The 19,806-nt window shown below is 75.5% G+C and carries 13 protein-coding genes and 2 pseudogenes; 3 read left to right on the top strand and 12 right to left on the bottom strand.

All coding sequences use genetic code 11. The annotated features are described in order from the left end of the window. Positions 1–360: 360 nt before the first annotated feature. From IPL61_17330 to IPL61_17320, 3 genes and pseudogenes are all read right to left on the bottom strand, one after another. A pseudogene (locus tag IPL61_17330) lies at positions 361–981 on the bottom strand (AAA family ATPase). Beyond that, positions 967–1,788 (bottom strand): annotated as a pseudogene (locus IPL61_17325) (serine/threonine protein kinase). The pseudogenes IPL61_17330 and IPL61_17325 overlap by 15 nt, the downstream one beginning before the upstream one ends. Positions 1,789–1,854: 66 nt before the next feature. Then, positions 1,855–2,433: a tRNA-(ms[2]io[6]A)-hydroxylase gene (locus IPL61_17320; GenBank protein MBK9033004.1), complete on the bottom strand. Its 579-nt coding sequence runs from the start codon at positions 2,431–2,433 to the stop codon at positions 1,855–1,857. A gap of 154 nt (positions 2,434–2,587) precedes the next feature. Between IPL61_17320 and IPL61_17315 the strand changes: the two genes are divergently transcribed. Together IPL61_17315 and IPL61_17310 are read left to right on the top strand one after the other, a co-directional pair. Then, complete coding sequence (locus IPL61_17315; protein MBK9033003.1) at positions 2,588–4,525, top strand: Zn-dependent oligopeptidase; 1,938 nt, start codon at positions 2,588–2,590, stop codon at positions 4,523–4,525. Then, positions 4,522–5,118, top strand: coding sequence for a hypothetical protein (locus IPL61_17310; GenBank protein MBK9033002.1), 597 nt, complete (start codon positions 4,522–4,524; stop codon positions 5,116–5,118). The genes IPL61_17315 and IPL61_17310 overlap by 4 nt, the downstream gene beginning before the upstream one ends. A 173-nt stretch (positions 5,119–5,291) precedes the next feature. Here IPL61_17310 and IPL61_17305 read toward each other — a convergent pair whose 3' ends face one another. The 9 genes from IPL61_17305 to IPL61_17265 all read right to left on the bottom strand — a co-directional run bounded on the left by IPL61_17305 (position 5,292) and on the right by IPL61_17265 (position 18,221). After that, complete coding sequence (locus IPL61_17305; protein MBK9033001.1) at positions 5,292–7,940, bottom strand: ERAP1-like C-terminal domain-containing protein; 2,649 nt, start codon at positions 7,938–7,940, stop codon at positions 5,292–5,294. A gap of 127 nt (positions 7,941–8,067) precedes the next feature. Next, positions 8,068–10,059 (bottom strand): ATP-grasp domain-containing protein, encoded by a 1,992-nt coding sequence (locus IPL61_17300; GenBank protein MBK9033000.1) that lies wholly within the window; start codon positions 10,057–10,059, stop codon positions 8,068–8,070. 116 nt (positions 10,060–10,175) lie between these two features. Beyond that, positions 10,176–11,789 carry an acyl-CoA carboxylase subunit beta gene (locus tag IPL61_17295; protein ID MBK9032999.1) on the bottom strand — a complete coding sequence of 538 codons (1,614 nt, stop codon included), beginning with the start codon at positions 11,787–11,789 and terminating at the stop codon, positions 10,176–10,178. A gap of 94 nt (positions 11,790–11,883) precedes the next feature. Next, entirely contained in the window at positions 11,884–13,245 is a 1,362-nt protein-coding gene (locus tag IPL61_17290; GenBank protein MBK9032998.1) for a hypothetical protein, read from the bottom strand. After that, positions 13,245–14,387, bottom strand: a complete 1,143-nt coding sequence (locus IPL61_17285) for an acyl-CoA dehydrogenase family protein (GenBank protein MBK9032997.1) — start codon at positions 14,385–14,387, stop codon at positions 13,245–13,247. Before IPL61_17285 ends, IPL61_17290 begins: the two co-directional genes overlap by 1 nt. A 43-nt stretch (positions 14,388–14,430) precedes the next feature. Beyond that, positions 14,431–15,612 carry a hypothetical protein gene (locus tag IPL61_17280; protein MBK9032996.1) on the bottom strand — a complete coding sequence of 394 codons (1,182 nt, stop codon included), beginning with the start codon at positions 15,610–15,612 and terminating at the stop codon, positions 14,431–14,433. Next, on the bottom strand, positions 15,609–16,493 hold the full coding sequence (locus IPL61_17275) for a hypothetical protein (protein MBK9032995.1): 885 nt from the start codon (positions 16,491–16,493) through the stop codon (positions 15,609–15,611). The genes IPL61_17280 and IPL61_17275 overlap by 4 nt, the downstream gene beginning before the upstream one ends. Continuing rightward, the gene (locus tag IPL61_17270) at positions 16,490–17,068 is read right to left on the bottom strand and encodes an RNA polymerase sigma factor (GenBank protein MBK9032994.1); all 579 of its coding nucleotides are present in this window, start codon (positions 17,066–17,068) and stop codon (positions 16,490–16,492) included. The genes IPL61_17275 and IPL61_17270 overlap by 4 nt, the downstream gene beginning before the upstream one ends. Positions 17,069–17,141: 73 nt before the next feature. Beyond that, complete coding sequence (locus IPL61_17265; protein MBK9032993.1) at positions 17,142–18,221, bottom strand: hypothetical protein; 1,080 nt, start codon at positions 18,219–18,221, stop codon at positions 17,142–17,144. 197 nt (positions 18,222–18,418) lie between these two features. Here IPL61_17265 and IPL61_17260 point away from each other — a divergent pair, with 197 nt between their 5' ends. Next, the gene (locus IPL61_17260; protein MBK9032992.1) at positions 18,419–19,765 is read left to right on the top strand and encodes a DUF1552 domain-containing protein; all 1,347 of its coding nucleotides are present in this window, start codon (positions 18,419–18,421) and stop codon (positions 19,763–19,765) included. Positions 19,766–19,806 lie beyond the last annotated feature (41 nt).

The raw sequence follows: 19,806 nt of genomic DNA, 5'->3' as shown, positions 1-19,806 counted from the left end.
CGCCAGCGACACCGGCGCCTCGGCCACGGCCAGGATCTCGAGGACCGCGCGTTGCGCGATCGGGAGCCGCTCGACCCGGGTCATGATCACCGCGTCGAGCGAGCTCGGGCGGTGGGTGGCGCCGTGGGTCGCGCGCGCGAGCTCGAGGATGAACCCGGGGTGGCGGAAGCTCTCGGACACGATCTGCGCCTCGGACGCCGCGGGCGCCGCGCCGCCGCCGCGCGACAGCGCCACCCGGACCAGCTCGAGCGCCGGGCCGTCGTCGAGCGGCCCCAGCCGCAGCACCCGCGGGGCCGCGACCTCGCCGGTCGCGCCGAGCGCCAGCACCGCGTCGATCGTCGGCGCCGCCCGCGCGGTGCCGATCAGCAGCAGGCCCGGCCCGCGGCCAGCCCGCATGATCTCCGCCAGCAGATCGACGCTGTCGGGATCGGCGCGGTGGAGATCGTCGATGACCAGGATCACCCGGCGGCGCGCTCCGAGCGCGCGCAGCAGCTCGGCGAACGCGACGAACGCCTGCCGCCGCGCCTCGCGCTGATCGAGGTCGGCGCCGGCCGGGCCGCCGACCGGGCGGGCGCGGCCGATCGCCGGCACCACGTCGAGTGCCGGGAACAGCGCGCCGAGGAACTCGCGCCCGGCGGGGAGCACCGCCTCGACGTCGGCGTCGGGCCAGCGCGCGAGCTGACGGGCGAGCTCGTCGGCGATGCCGTCGAACGCCTTGAACGGCAGCGTCTCGCGCTCGTGGCACCGACCGGCGAGCACCAGCGGCTCGGCGTCGCCCCGCAGCGACGCCAGGAACGCCTGCACCAGCGCGGTCTTGCCCAGCCCGGACTCACCGAGCACCAGCGTCAGCACCGGCTCACGGCGCGCGTCCGCGAACGCGCCGGTCAGCTGCGCGAGCTCGGCCGCGCGCCCGACGAACGCGACCGGGGCCGGCGCCCGCGTCAGCGCGGCGCGGCGCCCCGCGGCCAGCCGCTGGACCATGTCGGCCGGGTGCGGGCGCGCCTCGGGCGTGCGCGCCAGCAGCGCCCGGCACAGCGCCACCAGATCCTCGGGTGCGTCCGGCGCGACCGTGGCCGGATCGGGCGCGTCCTCGCGGCGCTTGCGGGCCCGCACCTCGGCCTTGTCGCCCTCGAACGGCAGCCGGCCGGTCAGCGCCTCGAACATCATCGCCCCGACCGCGTACCAGTCGGCGCGCGGCCCGGCCGGCGCGCCCGCCGCCTGCTCGGGCGCCATGTACGCGGCCGTGCCGACCACGGTCACGTCGTCGGGCGGCGCGCCCTCGTCGACGCGCGCCGCCAGCCCGAAATCGAGGACCACCACGCGGCCGATGCGATCGACCAGCACGTTGGCGGGCTTGAGATCGCGGTGGACCCGGCTGGCGTCGTGGAGCGCGGTCAACCCGGCCGCGAGCTGCCGCAGCGCCGCGCGCAGCCGGGCCGCGCGCAGGTGACCGTCGGGCCGGACCCAGGTCAGCAGGTCGACCCCGTCGACCAGCTCCATCGAGAAGTACACCCGGCCCCCGGCCTCGAACAGCTCGTCCAGGCGCACCAGGTTCGGGTGGCGGACGTCGGCGAACTCGCGGAACTCGCGCTTGAAGTACACCAGCAGCCCCGGCGAGGCGTCGTCGAGGGCCTTGACCGCGACCGGCTGGTGGGTGCGCCGGTCGAGGGCGCGATAGACCGTGCCCATCGCGCCCCGCCCCAGCGTCGCCTCGATCTCATAGCGCTCCGCGAGCACGTCGCCGACCGCGTGGCCGGCGCCGCCATCGACGAGGGACGCGGAGGTCATGTGGCGCGCACCCTAGCAGCCCGCGCCGGCGCGGCCGGGCAACGCCGGGGTAGCGCCGGGCGCCCGTCAGTGGATGCGGGCGCGCACCGGCAGCCGCGCGATGATCTCGGCCTCGGCCCGGGCCAGCTCGTCGACCCGCGCCCGCCAGGCCTCGGGCGCGATCGCCGCGGCCAGCTCGAGGAACGTGTCGCGGTGGCGATCCTCGGCCGTGGCCAGCGCCCGGTAGAGCGCCGCGCTGGCCTCGTCGGTGAGCGCGGCGGCCAGGAGGCCCAGGCGCTCGGCCGAGCGCGCCTCGATGAGCGCGAACACCAGCAGCCGATCGAGCAGGCGGGCCGGCTCTTGCCGCCGGACCAGCGCCCGCAGCTCGGCCGCGTACTCGTCGCCGAAGTCGAGCGTCGGGGTCACCCCGCGCCGCCCCAGGAGCTGCGTCACCTGGACGACGTGCGCGGTCTCCTCGTGGGCCAGCCGCGACACCGCCAGCACCAGGTCGGCGCGCTCGGGGTAGCTGCGCACCAGCGACAGCGCCGACTGCGCCGCCTTGCGCTCGCAGTGCAGGTGGTCCTGGTGCACGGTGTCGAGATCGGCGAGCGCGACCGCCAACCAGGTCGGGGAGGTCGACGTCAGCGGCAAGGTCGGGGCGTCCACGCGCGCAGCTTTGCCGTCGAGGTCCCCGCCGTCAAGTCGTGATCTGCCCCGGCGCGCGTGTTAAGACGCCCCGATGCTAGTGCACCGCCTCGCGTTCGTTGCCGTGGTCGCAGCCGCGGCGTGCGGTTCCAAGGCCAAGCCACCGGAGAAGCCCGTGAAGCCCGATGTCGTCACGCCGCCGGCCCCGAAGCCGAAGACGGTCGCCGAGCTGTTCCTGATCGACTGCCGCGCGGGCATCGACACCGCCAAGGGCATCTTGCCCGGCATCGCCGCGATCACCGAGCCGCGCTCGGTCGACAACACGCTGGTGCCGCTCAACGCGCTCTACACCGCGCTGGCCAACGTCGCGGCCAAGGCCGGCCTCTACTCCGAGGTCCACCCCGACCCCGAGGTCCAGACCGCGGCCCGCACCTGCGAGCAGGAGGCGTCGGCGTTCATGACCGACCTGATGCTCGACCGCACGCTCTACGACGCGATCGCGGCGGTCGCGCTCGACGGCGCTGACGCCGACACCCAGCGCTTCGCCACGATCACCCTGCGCGACTTCCGCCGCGCCGGCGTCGACAAGGACGAGGCCACCCGGAGCCGGCTCAAGCAGATCGACGAGGAGATGACCAAGCTCGGCCAGGACTTCTCCAAGAACATCGCCGCCGACGTGCGCGCGGTCGAGGTCGCCTCGGCCGACGCGCTGGCGGGCCTGCCCGAGGACTTCATCGCCGCGCACCCGGCCGGCGCCGACGGCAAGATCAAGATCACGACCGACTACCCCGACTACCTGCCGTTCATGACCTACGCCGAGGACGACGGCCTGCGCAAGGACCTCTACGTCAAGTTCCGGTCGCGCGGCGACGCCGCCAACGAGCAGGTCCTGGCCGACGTGCTGACCCTGCGGTCCGAGAAGGCGATGCTGCTCGGCTACGACAACTGGGCCGACTACATCACCGAGGACAAGATGATCAAGTCCGGCAAGGCCGCCGGCGAGTTCATCGAGCGCGTCGCCAAGCTGGCGAAGAAGCGGGCCGCGAAGGACTACGCCGAGCTGCTCAAGGAGGCCAAGACCGTCGACAAGTCGGCCAAGCTGGTCGAGGACTGGCAGAAGGCGTACCTCGAGAACCGGGTCAAGAAGAACAAGTACTCGGTCGACTCCAAGGAGGTCCGCCCGTACTTCCCGTACCAGCAGACGCTGCAGGGCCTGCTCGACATCACCAGCGCCGCCTACGACATCCAGTACGTGCCGGCCGCCGGCGCCGAGCCGTGGCACGCCGACGTCGTCGCCTACGACGTCATGCGCGGCGACGCCAAGCTCGGCCGCATCTACCTCGACATGCACCCGCGCGAGCACAAGTACAAGCACGCGGCCCAGTTCACGGTGCGCGACGGCGTCGCCGGGGTCCAGCTGCCCGAGGGCGCCCTGGTGTGCAACTTCGCGGCGGGCAACGAGCTGATGGAGCACGACGACGTCGTCACGATGTTCCACGAGTTCGGTCACCTGATGCACCACGTGCTCGGCGGCAACCAGCGGTGGATCCGCCAGAGCGGCGTCGCGACCGAGCAAGACTTCGTCGAGGCGCCGTCGCAGATGTTCGAGGAGTGGGCCTGGAACCACGAGACCCTGGCGCGCTTCGCCAAGAACGAGCAAGGCCAGGTCATCCCGGCCGAGCTGGTGGCGCGGATGCGCAAGGCCGACAAGTTCGGCATCGGCACGCAGACCGTGCAGCAGATGTTCTACGCGTCGATCTCGCTCCGGTTCCACCAGGTCGACCCCGACAAGCTCGATCAGCTGGCGATGGTCAAGGACCTGCAGGGCAAGTACACGCCGTTCCGCTACGTCGAGGGCACCCGCTTCCACGCCAGCTTCGGCCACCTGATCGGCTACTCGGCCGTGTACTACACGTACATGTGGTCGCTCGTGATCGCCAAGGACATGCTGTCGGCGTGGAGCAAGAAGAGCCTGATGGACACCGCCGTGACCTACGCCTACCGCGACAAGGTGCTGGCGGCCGGCGGCACCAAGGACGCCGCCGATCTGGTCAAGGACTTCCTCGGCCGGCCCTACAACACCAAGGCCTTCGAGAAGTACCTGGCCGAATGACCGCGCGGGCGCTCCTGGGCCTCGGCGCGATCGCGCTGGCGATCGCCGGCGGCTGCCGCGGCAGCAAGCGGCCGGCCGTGGCCCGGTGCAAGGAGGCCGCCACGCACATCGCCACCGCGATGCGCGCGATCCGGCCCGATCTCGAGGCGGCCGAGCTCGATCCCGGCCCCGAGGTCGCGGCGCTGTGCGTCGACGATCGCTGGTCGAGCAAGGTCGTGCGGTGCTACAGCGACAGCGTCACGCCGCGCCAGGCCCGGGCCTGCACCGGCCAGCTCAGCGACGCCCAGCACGAGCACGCGCGCGCGCTCCAGGAGACGCTGTACAAGCGCGCGTCGCAGGTCGGGCGCGGCGACGGCGACGGCATTGGCATCGAGGCCTGCGACGCCTACCTGGCCCAGCTCGCCGAGATCGAGGACTGCGACCAGCTGCCGCTGGCCGCGAAGCGCGCGCTGCGCGAGAGCCTCGCCGCGATGCGCTCGGCCTGGCAGGACGCGCTGACCGGCGACTCCGACGAGGTCCGCGCGTCGATCGAGATGTCGTGCCAGGCCGCCGCCGACGGGCTCGCGCAGATGCGCGCCAGCGTCGGCTGCTGAGGTTCAGCGAGTTCGTCGCCGCGAGCCCAGGCAGGTGCAGGGGCACGCGCAGGTCCGAGGTCACGCCCGCACCACGTCGGGAGCTCGCGCGGGCCCCGACGCGCGTCCGCGCCGAGACCCGAGACGCCCGCGGCATCGGCCTGTGCTCGACGGGAAGAGCTCCGAGCCCTGGGTCACGGCGGCAGCACGGCCGCGATCGCCGGGCGCAGCCGGTCGCGCTCGGCGGCGCAGCGGGCGATGGCCTCGAGCGCGGGCGGCAGCTCGAGCGCCAGGTGGGGATCGGCGGCGGCGTAGGGCCCGAAGAACCCGGCGACCTCGGCGGCGGCGGTCGCCGAGCACCGGTCGGCCGCGGCGGCGACCAGCTCGGCCCGATCGAGCGGGTTCAGGCGCGCGACGACCGCCGGGTACGCCCGGGTCAGCTCGGCCCAGGCCTCGGCGTCGACGTCGGTCCCGAGGCCGCCGGTCACCAGCGGCAGCGCCGTCACCGGATCGAGCGGCGCGCCGAGGTAGAGCGCGAGGTTGGCGGCGCGATCGGCGGGGTGGGTCAGCGCGCCCAGCGCCGCGAGCAGCTCGCCGCGCAGCTCGCGATCGTCGGTGGCGAGGGCGGCGCCGACCAGGCGGTCGCGCAGGCCGAACGGCGCCGCCGCCGCGGCGATCGCCAGCAGCCGATCGCGATCGTCGCCGGGATCGCCGCCCCCGGTCAGCCACGCGTCGACCGCCGCGACCGCGGCCGCGCGCAGCGCCGGATCGGCGCCGTCGATCGCGACCAGCCGCACCAGGTGATCGCGCGCGGCCCGCGTCGCCGTGGTGTCGCCGGCCCGCGACCGCAGCCCGACCCGGCGCGCGGCCGCGCGGAAGCGCCCGCGCACGAACCGCTGCCAGCGTGGACGATCGGCCGGCGCGACGTGGGCGCCGAGCGCCGTGGCCAGGTCGACCGCGGCGACGGCGTCGGGGCGCGCGCCGGTTGCGAGCAGCGCGTCGAGCCACGGCAGGATCGCCGCCGGCGCCGCGCGGCCCGCGCGCACGTGGGCCGCCAGATCGGCCGCGCGCGCGAACCGATCGCGGCTCGGGACCTCGGCCAGGTGGGCGCGCAGCGCGGCGTCGAGCGCGGCGTCGTAGCTGACCCGGTAGTAGCCGACGCCGTCGGGGTTGCCGGCCAGCCAGGACGGGCAGCGCGGCAGCGCGATCCGGCCGCCGCCGGGCGGCAGCCAGACGCAGCGCTCGCCCCAGGGCCCGCCTTGGTCCGGAAACCGGACACAGATCGGCAGGGCCCAGGGCGCGGCTCCGCGATCGCTGGTGACGGTCGCGACCGCCGCGGCGCCCGCGGCGCCGCACTCGAGCGCCAGCGCGACCTCGGGCACGCCGGGGTGATCGAGGAAGCTCGCGAACGCCGCGGCGACCTCGGGCTGGGCGGCGGCCGCGAGCGCGGCCAGGAAGTCGGCGGCCGAGGCGTTGCCGCCGGCGTGGGCCGCGAGGTACGCGCGGACGCCGTCCCGGAACCCGCGCTGGCCCAGCGAGCGCTCGAACATGGCCAGGAGCGCCCCGCCCTTCTCGTAGGCGATCGCGTCGAAGCTGTCGTCGACGTCGAGCCCGCCGGCGATCGGCCGGCGCAGCGGCCGCGCCGACGGCAGGCCATCGGCGGCCATCGCGCGCTCCATCGCGTCGCGCTCGGCGGTCACGCCGTCGTCCCGCGGATCGAGCGCGCGCACGGTCGCCGCCGCCATCCAGGTCGCGAACGACTCGTTGAGCCACAGGTCGTCCCACCAGCGCGGCGTCACCAGGTCGCCGAACCACTGGTGCGCCAGCTCGTGCGCGACCGTCGCGCGCAGCTCGCGCAGCCCCGCCGCCGACGGGCGCCGCGGGTCCTCGAGCAGGACCGAGGCCGCGAACGTGATCAGCCCCGGGTTCTCCATCGCGCCGAAGAAGCGCGGCACCACCACCAGGTCGAGCTTGGCCAGCGGCAGCGGCCGATCGAAGTAGGCCTCGAGCGCGTCGACCAGCGCCGGCGTCACCGCGGCCGCCGCCGCCGCGGTCGGCGCCTGGCCCGCCGGGACGACGATCCGGGTTGGCACGTGCGCGCGCCCGACCGGCCCGACGTCGACCTCCTCGAACGGGCCGACCGCGATCGCCAGCAGGTAGCTCGGCATCGGCGGCGTCGGGGCGAACTCGACCTCGACCTCGCCGCCGACGGCGCGGCGCCCGACCTCGGGCGTGTTGGCGTAGACGCCGAGCCCGGCCGGCGCCCGCACGGTCACCCGCCACGGCACCTTGGCGGACGGCTCGTCGAAGCACGGCACCACCTGCCGCGCGAACACGCCCTCCATCTGGGTGTACAGGTACGCGCCGACGCCGTCGCGCTGCCGGAACAGCGCGGTCGGCTCGTCGTCGACGACCGCGCCGCGGTAGCGCAGCCGCGCCCGCGCCGAGCCGACCGGCAGCGGTCGCGCCAGCCACAGGCCGACCCGCTGGTGCGCGCGGTCGGGCACGATGATCGCGGGCGCCGCCACGCCGTCGACCTCGACCGTCGCGTCGTCGATCGTCAGCTCGGCGGCGTGCAGCCACACCACGTCGGTGGGCGCCGCGACCGCCAGTTCGATCGCGACCTCGCCGGTGAAGCTCGGCCGCGCCGGATCGACCGCGAGCGTGAGCAGGTACCCGGTCGGGGCGACGCCGGCGGGCAGGCGCAGCCCCGGCGGCGGTGTCGGCAGCACCGCGGCGGTCGGCGCGGCGGGCGGCGGCGACGCGCGGGTCGGCGGCGGCGGCGGCGGGCGTGGCGCACACGCGGCGACGGCCAGCCCGCTCGCGACCACCAGCCGACGCACGGGCGACATCGTGCGAGCTTGCCGCGTCGGCGCCGGCCGCGCCAGCCGCACGTGGTCACGCGGTCACGGCGGTCAGGCCCGCCGCGCTGGCCAAGGCGCGGTCGCGCGGTCGCGCCGGTCGCGCCGGTCACGCCGGCGTGACGATCGCCAGCACCTGCTCGGCCTCGACCTGATCGCCGAGCGCGACGGCGATCGACGCGATCGTCCCGGCGACGTCGGTCTTGACCGGCTGCTCCATCTTCATCGCCTCGAGCACGAGGATCGTCGCGCCGGCCGCGACCACGTCGCCGACCGCCGCGCCGACCTTGATCACCTTGCCGGGCATCGGCGCGATCAGGCTCCCGGGCGCGACCTCGTTGCCGCGCTCGGGCAGGCGCGGGTGCCGCACCAGGTCGGCCGACCAGCCGGCCCCGACCACGGCCCAGCCGGTCGCCGTCGTGACGACCTCGGCGCGGTGGGCCAGATCGCCCTCGCGCCAGGCGATCGTGGTCGCGCTGGCCTCGAGCACGACCGCGTCGCGGACGTCGGCGTCGACCCGGATCGTGAAGCGCCCGCCGCCGTGGTGGCGGTAGCCGATCACCAGCTCGCGCTCGCCCGCGCGCCAGCCGTCGACCTGCTCGGCGAACCAGACGTTGCGGTAGCCGGGCTCGACCTGCGGCAGCGGGCCGGAGCCGCGCCCGCGCTCGTGCAGCCACAACGTCGCCGCGACCGCCGCGCGCGCCGGGATCGCAGGATCGGCGGCGGCGAGCTCGGCCTCGTGGCGCTCGAGGAAGTGGGTGTCGAGCTCGCCGGCGACGAACGCCGGGTGCCGGAGGATGCGCGCGAGGTGGGCGCGGTTGGTGGTGACGCCGGCCACGACCGCGCGCTCGAGCGCCCACGCCAGGAGGCCGGTGGCCTCGGTCCGGGTCGGGGCGTGGGCGATCACCTTGGCGAGCATCGGATCGTAGTGGATGCCGATCTCGGTGCCGGTCTCGACGCCGGCGTCGACCCGCAGCCCGGGCGCGGACGGCAGCTCGAACCGCGCCAGCCGGCCGATCGTCGGCAGGTAGCCGTGGCCGGGATCCTCGGCGTAGAGCCGGGCCTCGATCGCGTGGCCGCGCTGCGGCGGCGCCCGGTCGTAGCCGAGGTGCTCGCCGCGCGCGATCCGGATCTGCTCGCGCACCAGATCGAGGCCGGTGGTCAGCTCGGTGACCGGGTGCTCGACCTGGAGCCGGGTGTTGACCTCGAGGAAGTAGTAGCTGCCGTCGGGCGCGACGATGAACTCGACCGTGCCGGCGCTGGTGTAGCCGACCGCGCGGCCGACCGCGACCCCGGCCGCGCCCATCGCGGCGCGCTGCTCGGGCGACAGCGCCGGCGACGGCGCCTCCTCGATCACCTTCTGGTGGCGGCGCTGGATCGAGCACTCGCGCTCCCACAGGTGCACGAGCGTGCCGTGGTGGTCGCCGAGGATCTGGATCTCGACGTGGCGCGGCCGATCGACGTAGCGCTCGAGCAGGAGCGTGTCGTCGCCGAACGCGCTCGCGGCCTCGCGCCGGGCCGCCTCGATCGCGCCGTCGACCTCGTCGGGCCCGCGGACGATCCGCATGCCCTTGCCGCCGCCGCCGGCCGAGGCCTTGACCAGGAGCGGGAACCCGATCGCCAGCGCGTGCCGGCGCAGCGTCGCCGCCGCCTGATCGTCGCCGTTGTACCCGGGCACGACCGGCACGCCGGCGGCGATCGCGCGGGCCTTGGCGGCCTTCTTCGAGCCCAGGAGCGAGATCACCATCGCCGACGGGCCGATGAAGGTCAGGCCGGCCGCGGTCACGGCCTCGGCGAACCCGGCGTTCTCGGACAGGAACCCGTAACCGGGGTGGATCGCGTCGGCGCCGGTCGCGCGGGCCGCGGCGATCAGGCGCTCGATCACCAGGTAGCTGTCCTTGGCCGGGGCCGGGCCGATCGCCACGGCCACGTCGGCCAGCCGCACGTGCGGCGCGTGGGCGTCGGCGTCGGAGAACACCGCGACCGTGCCCAGGCCCATGTGGCGGCAGGTGCGCAGCACGCGCGCGGCGATCTCGCCGCGGTTGGCGACGAGCACGCGGTTGATCGGACGCGACACGGGATGGGGCGAGGGATAGGACATCTGGGTGGTCACTGGGCGCTGAGCGGCTGGAGGGATCTCGGTCGGGCACCGGTCGCCGGACGGTCATCGTCTCGGATGATGCGGTCGGGCGCCGGTCCGCGCGTCGGGCGTCTCGGTCAATGCCGGAACACGCCCCACGAGGTCGTGCCCTGGACGGGCGCGGTGTAGCTGGCCGACAGCGCGATCGCGACGACCGTGCGGGTGTCGCGCGGATCGATGATGCCGTCGTCCCACAGGCGCGCGGTCGCGAAGTACGGGTCCGACTCGCTGTCGATCTGCTTCTCGATCATCGCCTTCATGAAGCCGAGCTTCTGCTCGTCGACGGCCTCGCCCCGCTTGCCGGCGGCCTCGCGCTGGATGATGTCGAGCACGCCGGCGAGCTGCTTGCCGCCCATCACCGCGATCCGGTGCGACGGCCACGTGAACAGGAACCGCGGCGCGTAGGCGCGGCCGCTCATCGCGTAGTTGCCGGCGCCGAAACTGGCGCCGGTCATGATCGTGATCGCCGGGACCTTCGAGTTCGAGACCGCGTTGATGAGCTTGGCCCCGTGCTTGATGATCCCCTCCTGCTCGTACTTCTTGCCGACCATGAAGCCGGTGATGTTCTGCAGGAACAGGAGCGGCACGTCGATCTGGTTGCACAGCTCGATGAACTGGGCGCCCTTCTGCGACGACTCCGAGAACAAGATGCCGTTGTTGGCCAGGATGCCGACCGGGTAGCCGTGGATGTGGGCCCAGCCGCACACCAGGGTCGAGCCGTAGAGCGGCTTGAACTCCGAGAAGCGCGAGCCGTCGACGATCCGCGCGATCACCTCGCGCGCGTCGTAGGGGGTCTTGGCGTCGGCCGGCACGATCCCGAGCAGCTCGTCGGCGTCGTAGCGCGGCGGCTCGATCGGCCGCGGCCGCGCGGTCGCGGCCTTCTTCCAGTCGAGGTGCGCGACGATCTCGCGGCCCAGCCGGATCGCGTCGTGCTCGTCGACGGCCAGGTAGTCGGACACGCCCGAGACCCGCGCGTGCATCTCGGCGCCGCCCAGCTCCTCGTGGCCCGACTCCTCGCCGGTCGCCATCTTCACCAGCGGCGGGCCGGCCAGGTACACCTGCGCCTGCTCCTTGACCATGACGACGTAGTCGCTCATGCCCGGGATGTAGGCGCCGCCCGCGGTCGAGCTGCCGAAGACCAGGCAGATCGTCGGGATCCGGGCCTCGCTGCGGCGGGTGAGGTCGCGGAAGCCGCGCCCGCCGGGGACGAAGATCTTCGACTGGTTGGGCAGGTCGGCGCCGGCGCTCTCGATCAGCGAGATCGACGGCAGCCGGTTGGTGTCGGCGACCTCGGACAGCCGCCCCGACTTCCAGACGCTGAGCTCGCTCATCGCGCCGCCCTTGACCGTGGCCTCGCTGGCGGTGATCAGGCACTCGACGCCGCTGACCAGGCCGACGCCGCCGATGACGCTGGCGCCGGGCGCGTGGCCCGAGACGCCGTGGCCGGCCAGCGGGCACAGCTCGAGGAAGTACGAGTCGCGATCGAGCAAGAGCTCGACCCGCTCGCGCGGCAGCAGCTTGCCGTTGGCCTTGTGCCGGCTGTTGTACTTGTCGCCGCCGCCGACCGTGGCCGCGCCCAGCGCCGCGGTCAGCTTGGCGACGGCGGCGGCGCCGGCCTCGTGGTTGCGCCGGAAGTCATCGGACTTGCGGTCGACGTGAGATCGCAGGATCGGGTACGGCTGCTCGGACATCGGGCCTCTCGCTGACAGCGCGCCACTGTACCAGCATCGCCCGCGGGCCCCGGCCCGCCGCGCCGCTTACATCGGGTTACGGTCGCCGCGGCGGTCACGGCTCGAGCGCGCGCGCGGTCGGCAGCGCGCTCGGCTCGTCGAGCATCAGCGCCCACGCGGTCTTGTGGCACGCGCGCGCGACCGCCACGGTCGCGACGATGTTCGCGACCGCGACGACGATCGTCAGCATCATGAACTCGCCGATGCCCCGGACGTGCCCGCTCAGGGCCCAGCGCTGGAGCAGCAGCGCGCCCATCGTGCCGGTCACCAGCCACACCCCGGCCAGGGCCGGCGCGCTGGCGTCCAGGCTGGGGCGGGCGCGTCGGACCGACGCCACCGCCGACAGCAGCAGCAGCAGGCCGACCATGCCGACCAGCGGCACCAGGTACGGCCACGCGGTCGCGGTCGCCGCGAGGCGCTGGCGATCCCACGAGTCCATCGAGCCGCGGCTCCAGGCGTCGCGCGCGACCCGGAAGGCCGCCACCGCCTGGCACGAGGTCGCGACCAGCGCCCACGTCGACAGCGCCGCCGCGCCGACGAACCGCAGCCGCGGCCCGGTGCCGGCCGCGCCGGCCGCGAACATGCCGGAGATCTGCGCGATCATCGCGGCCAGGAGCGCGACCGGCACCACGGTGACCATGAGCTTGAGCAGGCCCGGCGACCGGGCGCCGACCGCCATGACCGTGAACGCGGCCGCGCCCAGCGCGATCACCACCCGCGCCACCAGGGCCGCGCCGGTGCGCTCGAGGCCGTGGACGATCCGGTCCGGCGCCGGCTGCGGCGGCGACGCGCGGTCACCGAGGACGAACACGGTCGCGCCCAGCGCCGCCGCGCCGGCGAGGTCGTACGCGATCGACAGCGCGGCGTTGGCCCAGACGTGGGCGGGCCCGTAGTCGAACATCATCCAGCCCGAGATCGTCCGCAGCGGGTGCATGATCACCGTCGTCACGACCAGCGCCACGGCGATGGCGACGCCGCGCGGGCCGCGGCGGCCGACGACCGCGGCCAGGCAGCCGGCCGCGCCCAGCCACAGGCCGAACGAGATCCGTGCGCTCCACAGGTGGTAGCTGTGCGTCCACCGGTACCCCGGCATGTCGACGTACTCGAGGTACAGCGAGATCAGCGGGCGGAGCATCGCCAGCCCCGCCACCACCGCCGCGAGCGTGACCAGGGTCCGGTCGGTGCCGCGCAGCCGCGCGGCCAGCTCGCGCAGGCCGGCGAACACCAGCAGCGTCAGCGTGAACCACGACGCCATCGTCGCCAGCGTCACCGCTTCCCAGCGACCGGCGTGGAGCACCTCCCGGTCGCTGGTGAGCACGTGGGCCTGGTACAGCGCGCTCGCGACCTCGGTGGTCATGGTCAGGATGATCATCACCAGCAGCGCCGGTGGGATCGCGGCGCGGACGCGGGTCAGCATCAGTAGCCCTCCGTCTTCGAGATGATCTCGTTCATGATCTCGCGGGTGCCGCCGCCGATCGGGTACAGCCGGGCGTCGCGGTAGAGCCGCTCGACGGTGGTCTCGCGCATGTAGCCGGCGCCGCCGAAGATCTGCACCGCCGCGTCGCACACCGCGACGACCATGTCGGTCGCGGCGTTCTTGGCCATCGCGCACAGCCCCGGCGCGAACTCGCCGCGCAGCACCCGGGTCGTGGCCTCGCCGGTCAGCGCCCGCGCGGCCGCGAGCTGCGTGGCCATGTCGGCGAGCTTGTGGCGGATGACCTGGAAGCCGGCGATCGGCTTGCCGAAGGCGACGCGCTCCTTGGCGTAGCGCCGGGCCTCGCGGTACGCCAGCTCGGCGATCGCGACGCACTGGCCGGCGAGCATCAGCCGCTCGTTGGCGAAGTTCGACGTGATCATCGGGAACGCGCCGTGCTCGGGGCCGACGCGGTTGCCGACCGGCACCCGGCAGCCGTCGAACGCCAGCTCGGCGGTGTCCGACGCCCACCAGCCGGTCTTCTTGAGCTTCTTGGACACGTGGAAGCCGGGCGTGCCGCGCTCGATCACCAGGAACGAGATGCCGCCGTGGCCGGGGCCGCCGGTGCGGACCGCGGCCAGCACCCAGTCGGCGCGCACGCCCGAGGTGATGAAGGTCTTGCTGCCGGTGACGACGTAGTGGTCGCCGTCGCGCACCGCCCGGGTGGTGAGCCCGGCCACGTCGGAGCCGCCGCCGGGTTCGGTGATCGCCAGCGCGCAGATCTGGTCGCCGCGCAGCACCGGCGCGACCCAGCGCTGCTGCTGCGCGGGCGTGCCGAACTTGACGATCGGCGGCGCGGCGATGCCGTGGCTGCCGAGCCCGACCACCGCGCCGACCGACGTGCCAGCGACGACCAGCTCCTCGGACACGGCCAGGACGTGGCCGAGATCGCCGCCGCTGCCACCGACGGTCTCGGGGTAGCCGACGCCCATCAGACCGGCGGCGGCCAGGGTGCCGTAGAGCGCCCGGGGAAACTCCTCGGCCTCGTCCCACGCGTGGGCGTGCGGGGCCAGCTCCGCGATCGCGAACCGGCGCGCCTGGGCGCGCAGGGCCGCGTGCTCATCGCTCTCGAACAGGTACGCCATGGCGCCTGGATGGTACGCCAACCGCGGGGCGCGCGCGGGCCCGTCAGCGTTCGCAGGCGGCGCCGGCCACGGCGATCGCGCGATCGTAGTGGACCGTCGCCGGCGCGCTCAGGTTCCAGTGGTTCACCAGCACCGCGCCGAACACCTCGACCGCGGCGCTGGTCGCCAGGTCGGCCGCGGGCGCGTAGAGGTTGCCGGCGAGGGTCGAGCCGCCCGCCAGCGCGATCGTGCCGGCGCTGCCGACGTAGACCCGCAGCGCGCGCGGGCGCAGCGGATCGCCGAGCGTGACCGTGCCGGGCAGGTTGAGCGCGCCGCCGACGAACAGGTCGAGCTCGGCGTCGGGCCCGAGCGTCACCGTCAGCGCGCCGTCGATCGTGACGTTGCCGGCGATGAACAGCGCCACTCGGCCGCTGGCGGCGATCGTCAGGCCGCCGCCGGTGACCTGGACCCGCTCGAGGTAGAAGCGCCCGCACGGCAGCGCCAGCGTCGCGTCGCCGCGGGCGTCGGCGAGCTGGTCGGGCGCGAGGCCGATCGCGGCGTCGTGGTTGGCGACCGCGTGCTCGGCGATCGCGGCGCCGACGTCGATCACCTCGGCCGCGGTGCACGGGCACGGCGGCGGCACGACGACCGCCGCGGTGGTGCGATCGCCCGCGGTGAGCGCGCCGGTCGTGGTCGCGCCCGGCGACGTGGTGAGCGCGCCGGTCACGGTCAGCGCGGCCACCGCGACGTCGCCGCCGACCCGCGCGGCGCCGCCGACCGTGATCGTCGACGAGGTGCGCCCGAGCGCGCCGGCCACGGCCAGGTCGCCGGCCACGTCGGCGCGCGGGCCCGCGGCCAGCCCGGCCGCGCCGGCGACGATCACGCTGCCGCTGACGGTCAAGGCCGCGTTGGTGCCGACGCCCTGGTTCGCGCCGAGGTCGCCGCCGGTGCCGCCCGGGGTCCACGGCCCGGTGCGCGAGTCGAAGCCGTCGAGCGTGACCGCGGCCGCCAGCGCGAGATCGCCGCACGCGCACACCGCGGCCCGGAACGCCGCGGCCGCGACGTCGCCGGTGCAGGTGGCGTCGATCAGGATCGGCGGGCCGGTGCCGGCGCAGAAGGCGTCGCGGTCGTCGAGCCCGTCGCCCTCGGCCACGGTGTCGCGGGCCACGCACGCGCCGGCGCCGACGCCGCCGCCGAGCGCGCCCAGCGTGACCAGCGTGACCAGCGCGGGGACGCGGCCGCTCATGGCGTCGACGATAGCTCGCCCAGGCGGCGGCGCGCGGCTGGCGCCAGCGCCGCGTCGGGGTGCGCGGCCAGGAACACCCGCAGCGCGGTCGCCTCGGCGGCGTGGTCGCCGAGCGCGCGCGTGGCCTCGGCGATGCCCCAGCGGGCCTCCTCGCCGAGCGCGCCGCCGGGCTGCGCCGCGAGCGCGCGCTTGTAGCCGGCCAGCGCGCCGCGGGCGTCGCCGAGGTGCTCGAGGTGCAGCGTGGCCGACGCCACCTGCGCGACGATCGCCGCGTCGGTGCCGGCGAACCGCGCCGCGACCTTGCGGTAGAGCGCGTCGGCCTCGCGCCAGGCGTGGTCCTTGCGACGCTGGTTGGCCAGCGCCAGCACGTCGGCGGCGGGCGCGTCGTCGGGCAGCGCCCGATCGATCGCCGGGGGCCGCGGCCGCGGCGGCGCGGGCTCGTCGACCGGCGCGATCGCGACCGGCGCGGGCTCGTCGACCGGCGCGGGCTCGTCGACCGGCGCGGGCTCGTCGACCGGCGCGGGCGCCGGTTGGGGCGCGGGTTGGGCGGCGGGTGCGGACGCCGACGGCGACGACGCCAGCAGCCGGGTCGTCACCACCGCCGCGGCGGCGCCCACCACCGCGGCGGCCACCAGCGCCGCAGCCACCAGCGGCACCAGCCGACGCGGCGCGCGGCGCGGCGACGCCGGCGGCGCGACCTCGACCGATGGCGCCAGCGCGGCGGCGAGGATGTCATCGACCATGCGCGCGGTCCGGGCCGAGCTCAGGCGCCGCGCCGGCCCCGGCGCGTCGTCGAGGTTCGGCAGCACGCCCGCCTGGGGCGGGGCGCCCGGCTCGCGCACGGCGGTCGGGTCGTCGGTCTCGAACCGTCGTCGGGTCATGGTCGGCCTCCGACCGCAGGGGGATCGTGCAGCGCGCGCAGCCGCGCCATGCCCAGGCGCAGGCGGCTGCGCACCGTCTCGAACGGGAGCGACAGCTCGCTGGCGATGTCCGGCACCGACAGCCCGACCACGTGGTGCAGCACCAGCACGTGGCGCTGATCGTCGGGCAGCTCGTCGAGCAGGCGCACCGCGGCGCGGCGCTGGGCGTAGGCGTCCGGCGGTCCGTCGGGGTGCGGCACGCTGGTGAGATCGGCGCCGTCGTCGAGCTGCGCCCGCGCGCGCCGCGCCTTGCGCAGGCCCGTGAACGTCGCGCGCACCGCGACCCGATCGGCCCACGCGGTGAACGCGCCGTCGCCGCGATGGCTGGGCAGCCCGCGCACGATCGCCACCATCGCCTCCTGCGCCAGATCGTCGGCGTCGACGTCGCCGCGCACCAGGTAGCGCACCAGGTTGCGGATCCGCGGCAACAGCTCGGTCACCAGCGACTCGAGCGCCCGACGATCGCCCGCGACCGCGGCGGCGACGCGGGCGTCGACCGCGGTCATCGCCAGCTCCGGAATCGTGGTCGCCCGCATCGCACCAGGGATCGAGGGCGGGTCCCGCCCGATCGGGTCACGGCGATCGCACGATCAGCGCAAGCCACCGAGATCATTCGACGGACCACCCTCCCCCGACCCGCACCCGGAGCCCGACCGTCGGCTCGATCCGCCACGGCCGGCCGACCTCGACGAACCCCACCGCGCCGGTGACGCCGAACACCGGCACGGTCGTCAGCGCGGTGGCGCCGAGCTCGAGCTCGAGCCACGCCCCTGCCCCCAACCGTCGCGCCGCCCCCAGCGTCGGGGCGATCGCCGCGGTCCAGGTGGCGCGGTCGTCGGTGGCGGTGAGCGCGCCCGCGGTCGCGGTGGTCGCGCGCCCGAAGCGCACCGCGCTGACCGCGGTCGTGGCCGTCACGCGCCAGCGCGCCGACGCGACCAGCCCGCGCTGCACCGCGACGCCGAGCTCCTGCCGATCGACCTCGATGGTCGCGAGCGACGACGCCTGGGTCCGCGGCGGCAGGTACGCCAGCGCCAGCGCCGCCTGCCAGCGCGCGCGCGCCACGCCCAGGCTCGCGGTCAGGCCGTGGTGCCCCGCGGCCGCGTCGCCGTCGATCGTCGCGCGCCAGCCGACCGTCGCGATCGGCGCGAACGGCGCGACCCCGGCCGTCGACCGCTCGGCGACCGGCGCCGGCGCGAGCGGCGACGGCGCGGGCGCAGGTGCCTCGACCGGCTCCGGCGCGACGCCGATCTCGCCGCCGGCCGCGAGGCCGCGCAGCGCGGTCCGCACCACCAGCGCCGCCGACTCGAGCGCCGCCGACGCCGCCATCGCGCCGGCGCCGCCGTCGACCCGACGCACCAGCAGCCGGCCGGCCGCGGGATCGGCGACGTGGACGATCCAGCCGTCGGCGTCGCGGACGAACCACACCACCGCGTCGGCGGCCTCGGCCCGCGCCAGCGTGCGCGCCGCCGCCAGCTGCGCCCCGAGCGCGCCCGCGTGCGCGAGCGCCGGCCCGCGCGCGAGCGCGACCGGCAGATCCGCGACCTGGCCCTCGACCCGCGCGACCACGTCGTCCTCGGCGGCGTCGGCCAGGATCAGCACCCGCAGCGGCGCGTCGGCCCGCGCGGGCGCCGGCGCGACGATCGTCACCGCGGCCGCGAGCGCGAGCGTGGCGGCGGCGCGAGCGAGCACGCACCTACTCTACTCGCCCTGACCCGCGCGCGCGGCGCGACCTGCACGCCGCGGCCGCGCGCGCACGCCGACGGCCGCGCGCCCCCCCGGCCCGAGGGGGACTCCCCCACCCACGGCCGCGGGGATCTTCGACGAGAAATCGCACCGCGCGCGTGACCCGATCGCGCGCGCGCCGCCTCTGTCTCGGGCGGAGCCGCATGACCACCACGCGATCACCCGCCGATCCATCCACCGCGCGTCCACCCTCGCCGTCGACCGACCGCGCGCCGCCGCGCCGCAACGTCAGCCGCCGCGGCTTCGTCGCCGGTCTCGGCCTGGCCGCGATCGCCGCGCCGTTCGCGCGCCTCGTCACGTCGGTCGGCCGGGCCCACGCCGCCGCCGGCCCCGCGGCCAGGCGCCTGGTCGTGTTCTTCACGCCCAACGGCACCGTGCCGGCGCGCTGGCGCCCGAGCGGCAGCGAGACCGCGTGGAGCTTCCCCGCCGGCAGCATCCTCGAGCCGCTCGCGGCCCAGCGCGATCGGCTGATCGTGATCGACGGCCTGCAGTTCGTCGGCGCGACCAACCACGAGGGCGGCATGGCGGCGATGCTGACCGGCTCGGGCGACGCCGCCAGCGCGTCGCGCGGCATGTCGGTCGATCAGTACGTCGCGGCCGCGGTCGGCGGCGCCACCCGGCTGCGCTCGCTCGAGCTCGGGGTCGAGACCTCGGCCTGGGGCGGCAGCGTGCAGACCCGCATGAGCTACGTCGCGCCCGGCCAGTTCGCGCCGCCCGACGACAGCCCCCGCGGCGTCTACGCGCGCCTGTACGGCGACGTCGCGCCCGGCGGCGCCGACGCCGCGCTGATCCGACGCCAGAGCGTGCTCGACGCGGTCAAGGGCGACCTGGCCGGGCTGCGCGATCGGCTCGGGCGCGAGGAGGGCCACAAGCTCGACCAGCACCTGACGTCGCTGCGCGAGCTCGAGCGCGGGCTCGGCGGCGGCACCTGCAGCGGCGGCGTGCCGGTGCCCGACGTGGCGATCCACGCCAACGACAACTTCCCGATCATCGGCAAGGCCCAGATGGACCTGCTGGTCGCGGCGCTGGCGTGCGGCGCGACCAACGTCGCGTCGCTGCAGTGGGCCCACACCGTGTCGCCGCACGTGTTCACCTGGGCCGGGCTGGCCGACGCGCACCACGCGCTGTCGCACATGGACGACGGCAACGCCGCCGGCGTCGCGGCGTTCGTCACCGCCGAGCGCTGGTTCGCGACCCAGTTCGGCTACCTGCTCGATCGGCTCGCGGCCACGCCCGATGCCGACGGCGGCACGCTGCTCGACTCGACGCTGGTGGTGTGGGCCAAGGAGATGGGCGACAGCCGCGCCCACGTGTGCACCGACGTGCCGTTCGTCCTCGCCGGCGGCGGCGCGTTCACGCCCGGGCGCTACCTGCGCACCAACGGCGCCAGCCACGCGCGCCTGCTGGTGTCGATCTGCCAGGCCCTGGGCCTGTCCACGACCACGTTCGGCAACCCCGCGACCGGCGCCGGCCCGCTGCCGGGGCTGTGAGGATCCCATGCGCCACGCCCTGTCCCTGATCGTGATCGCGC

It is taken from the genome of Myxococcales bacterium, assembly GCA_016717005.1.
Taxonomy (GTDB): Bacteria; Myxococcota_A; Polyangia; order Haliangiales; family Haliangiaceae; genus UBA2376.
Note: the sequence above shows the minus strand (reverse complement) of the source record. Positions and strands in the feature narration are given on the sequence as shown.

Excerpts from the sequence above, each read along its gene's own strand:
- IPL61_17300 (MBK9033000.1), bottom strand. The coding sequence starts at position 10,059 with ATGTCCTATCCCTCGCCCCATCCCGTGTCGCGTCCGATCAACCGCGTG.
- IPL61_17295 (MBK9032999.1), bottom strand. The coding sequence starts at position 11,789 with ATGTCCGAGCAGCCGTACCCGATCCTGCGATCTCACGTCGACCGCAAG.
- IPL61_17270 (MBK9032994.1), bottom strand. The coding sequence starts at position 17,068 with ATGCGGGCGACCACGATTCCGGAGCTGGCGATGACCGCGGTCGACGCC.
- IPL61_17260 (MBK9032992.1), top strand. The coding sequence starts at position 18,419 with ATGACCACCACGCGATCACCCGCCGATCCATCCACCGCGCGTCCACCC.
- IPL61_17310 (MBK9033002.1), top strand. The coding sequence starts at position 4,522 with ATGACCGCGCGGGCGCTCCTGGGCCTCGGCGCGATCGCGCTGGCGATC.
- IPL61_17275 (MBK9032995.1), bottom strand. The coding sequence starts at position 16,493 with ATGACCCGACGACGGTTCGAGACCGACGACCCGACCGCCGTGCGCGAG.
- IPL61_17280 (MBK9032996.1), bottom strand. The coding sequence starts at position 15,612 with ATGAGCGGCCGCGTCCCCGCGCTGGTCACGCTGGTCACGCTGGGCGCG.
- IPL61_17290 (MBK9032998.1), bottom strand. The coding sequence starts at position 13,245 with ATGCTGACCCGCGTCCGCGCCGCGATCCCACCGGCGCTGCTGGTGATG.
- IPL61_17285 (MBK9032997.1), bottom strand. The coding sequence starts at position 14,387 with ATGGCGTACCTGTTCGAGAGCGATGAGCACGCGGCCCTGCGCGCCCAG.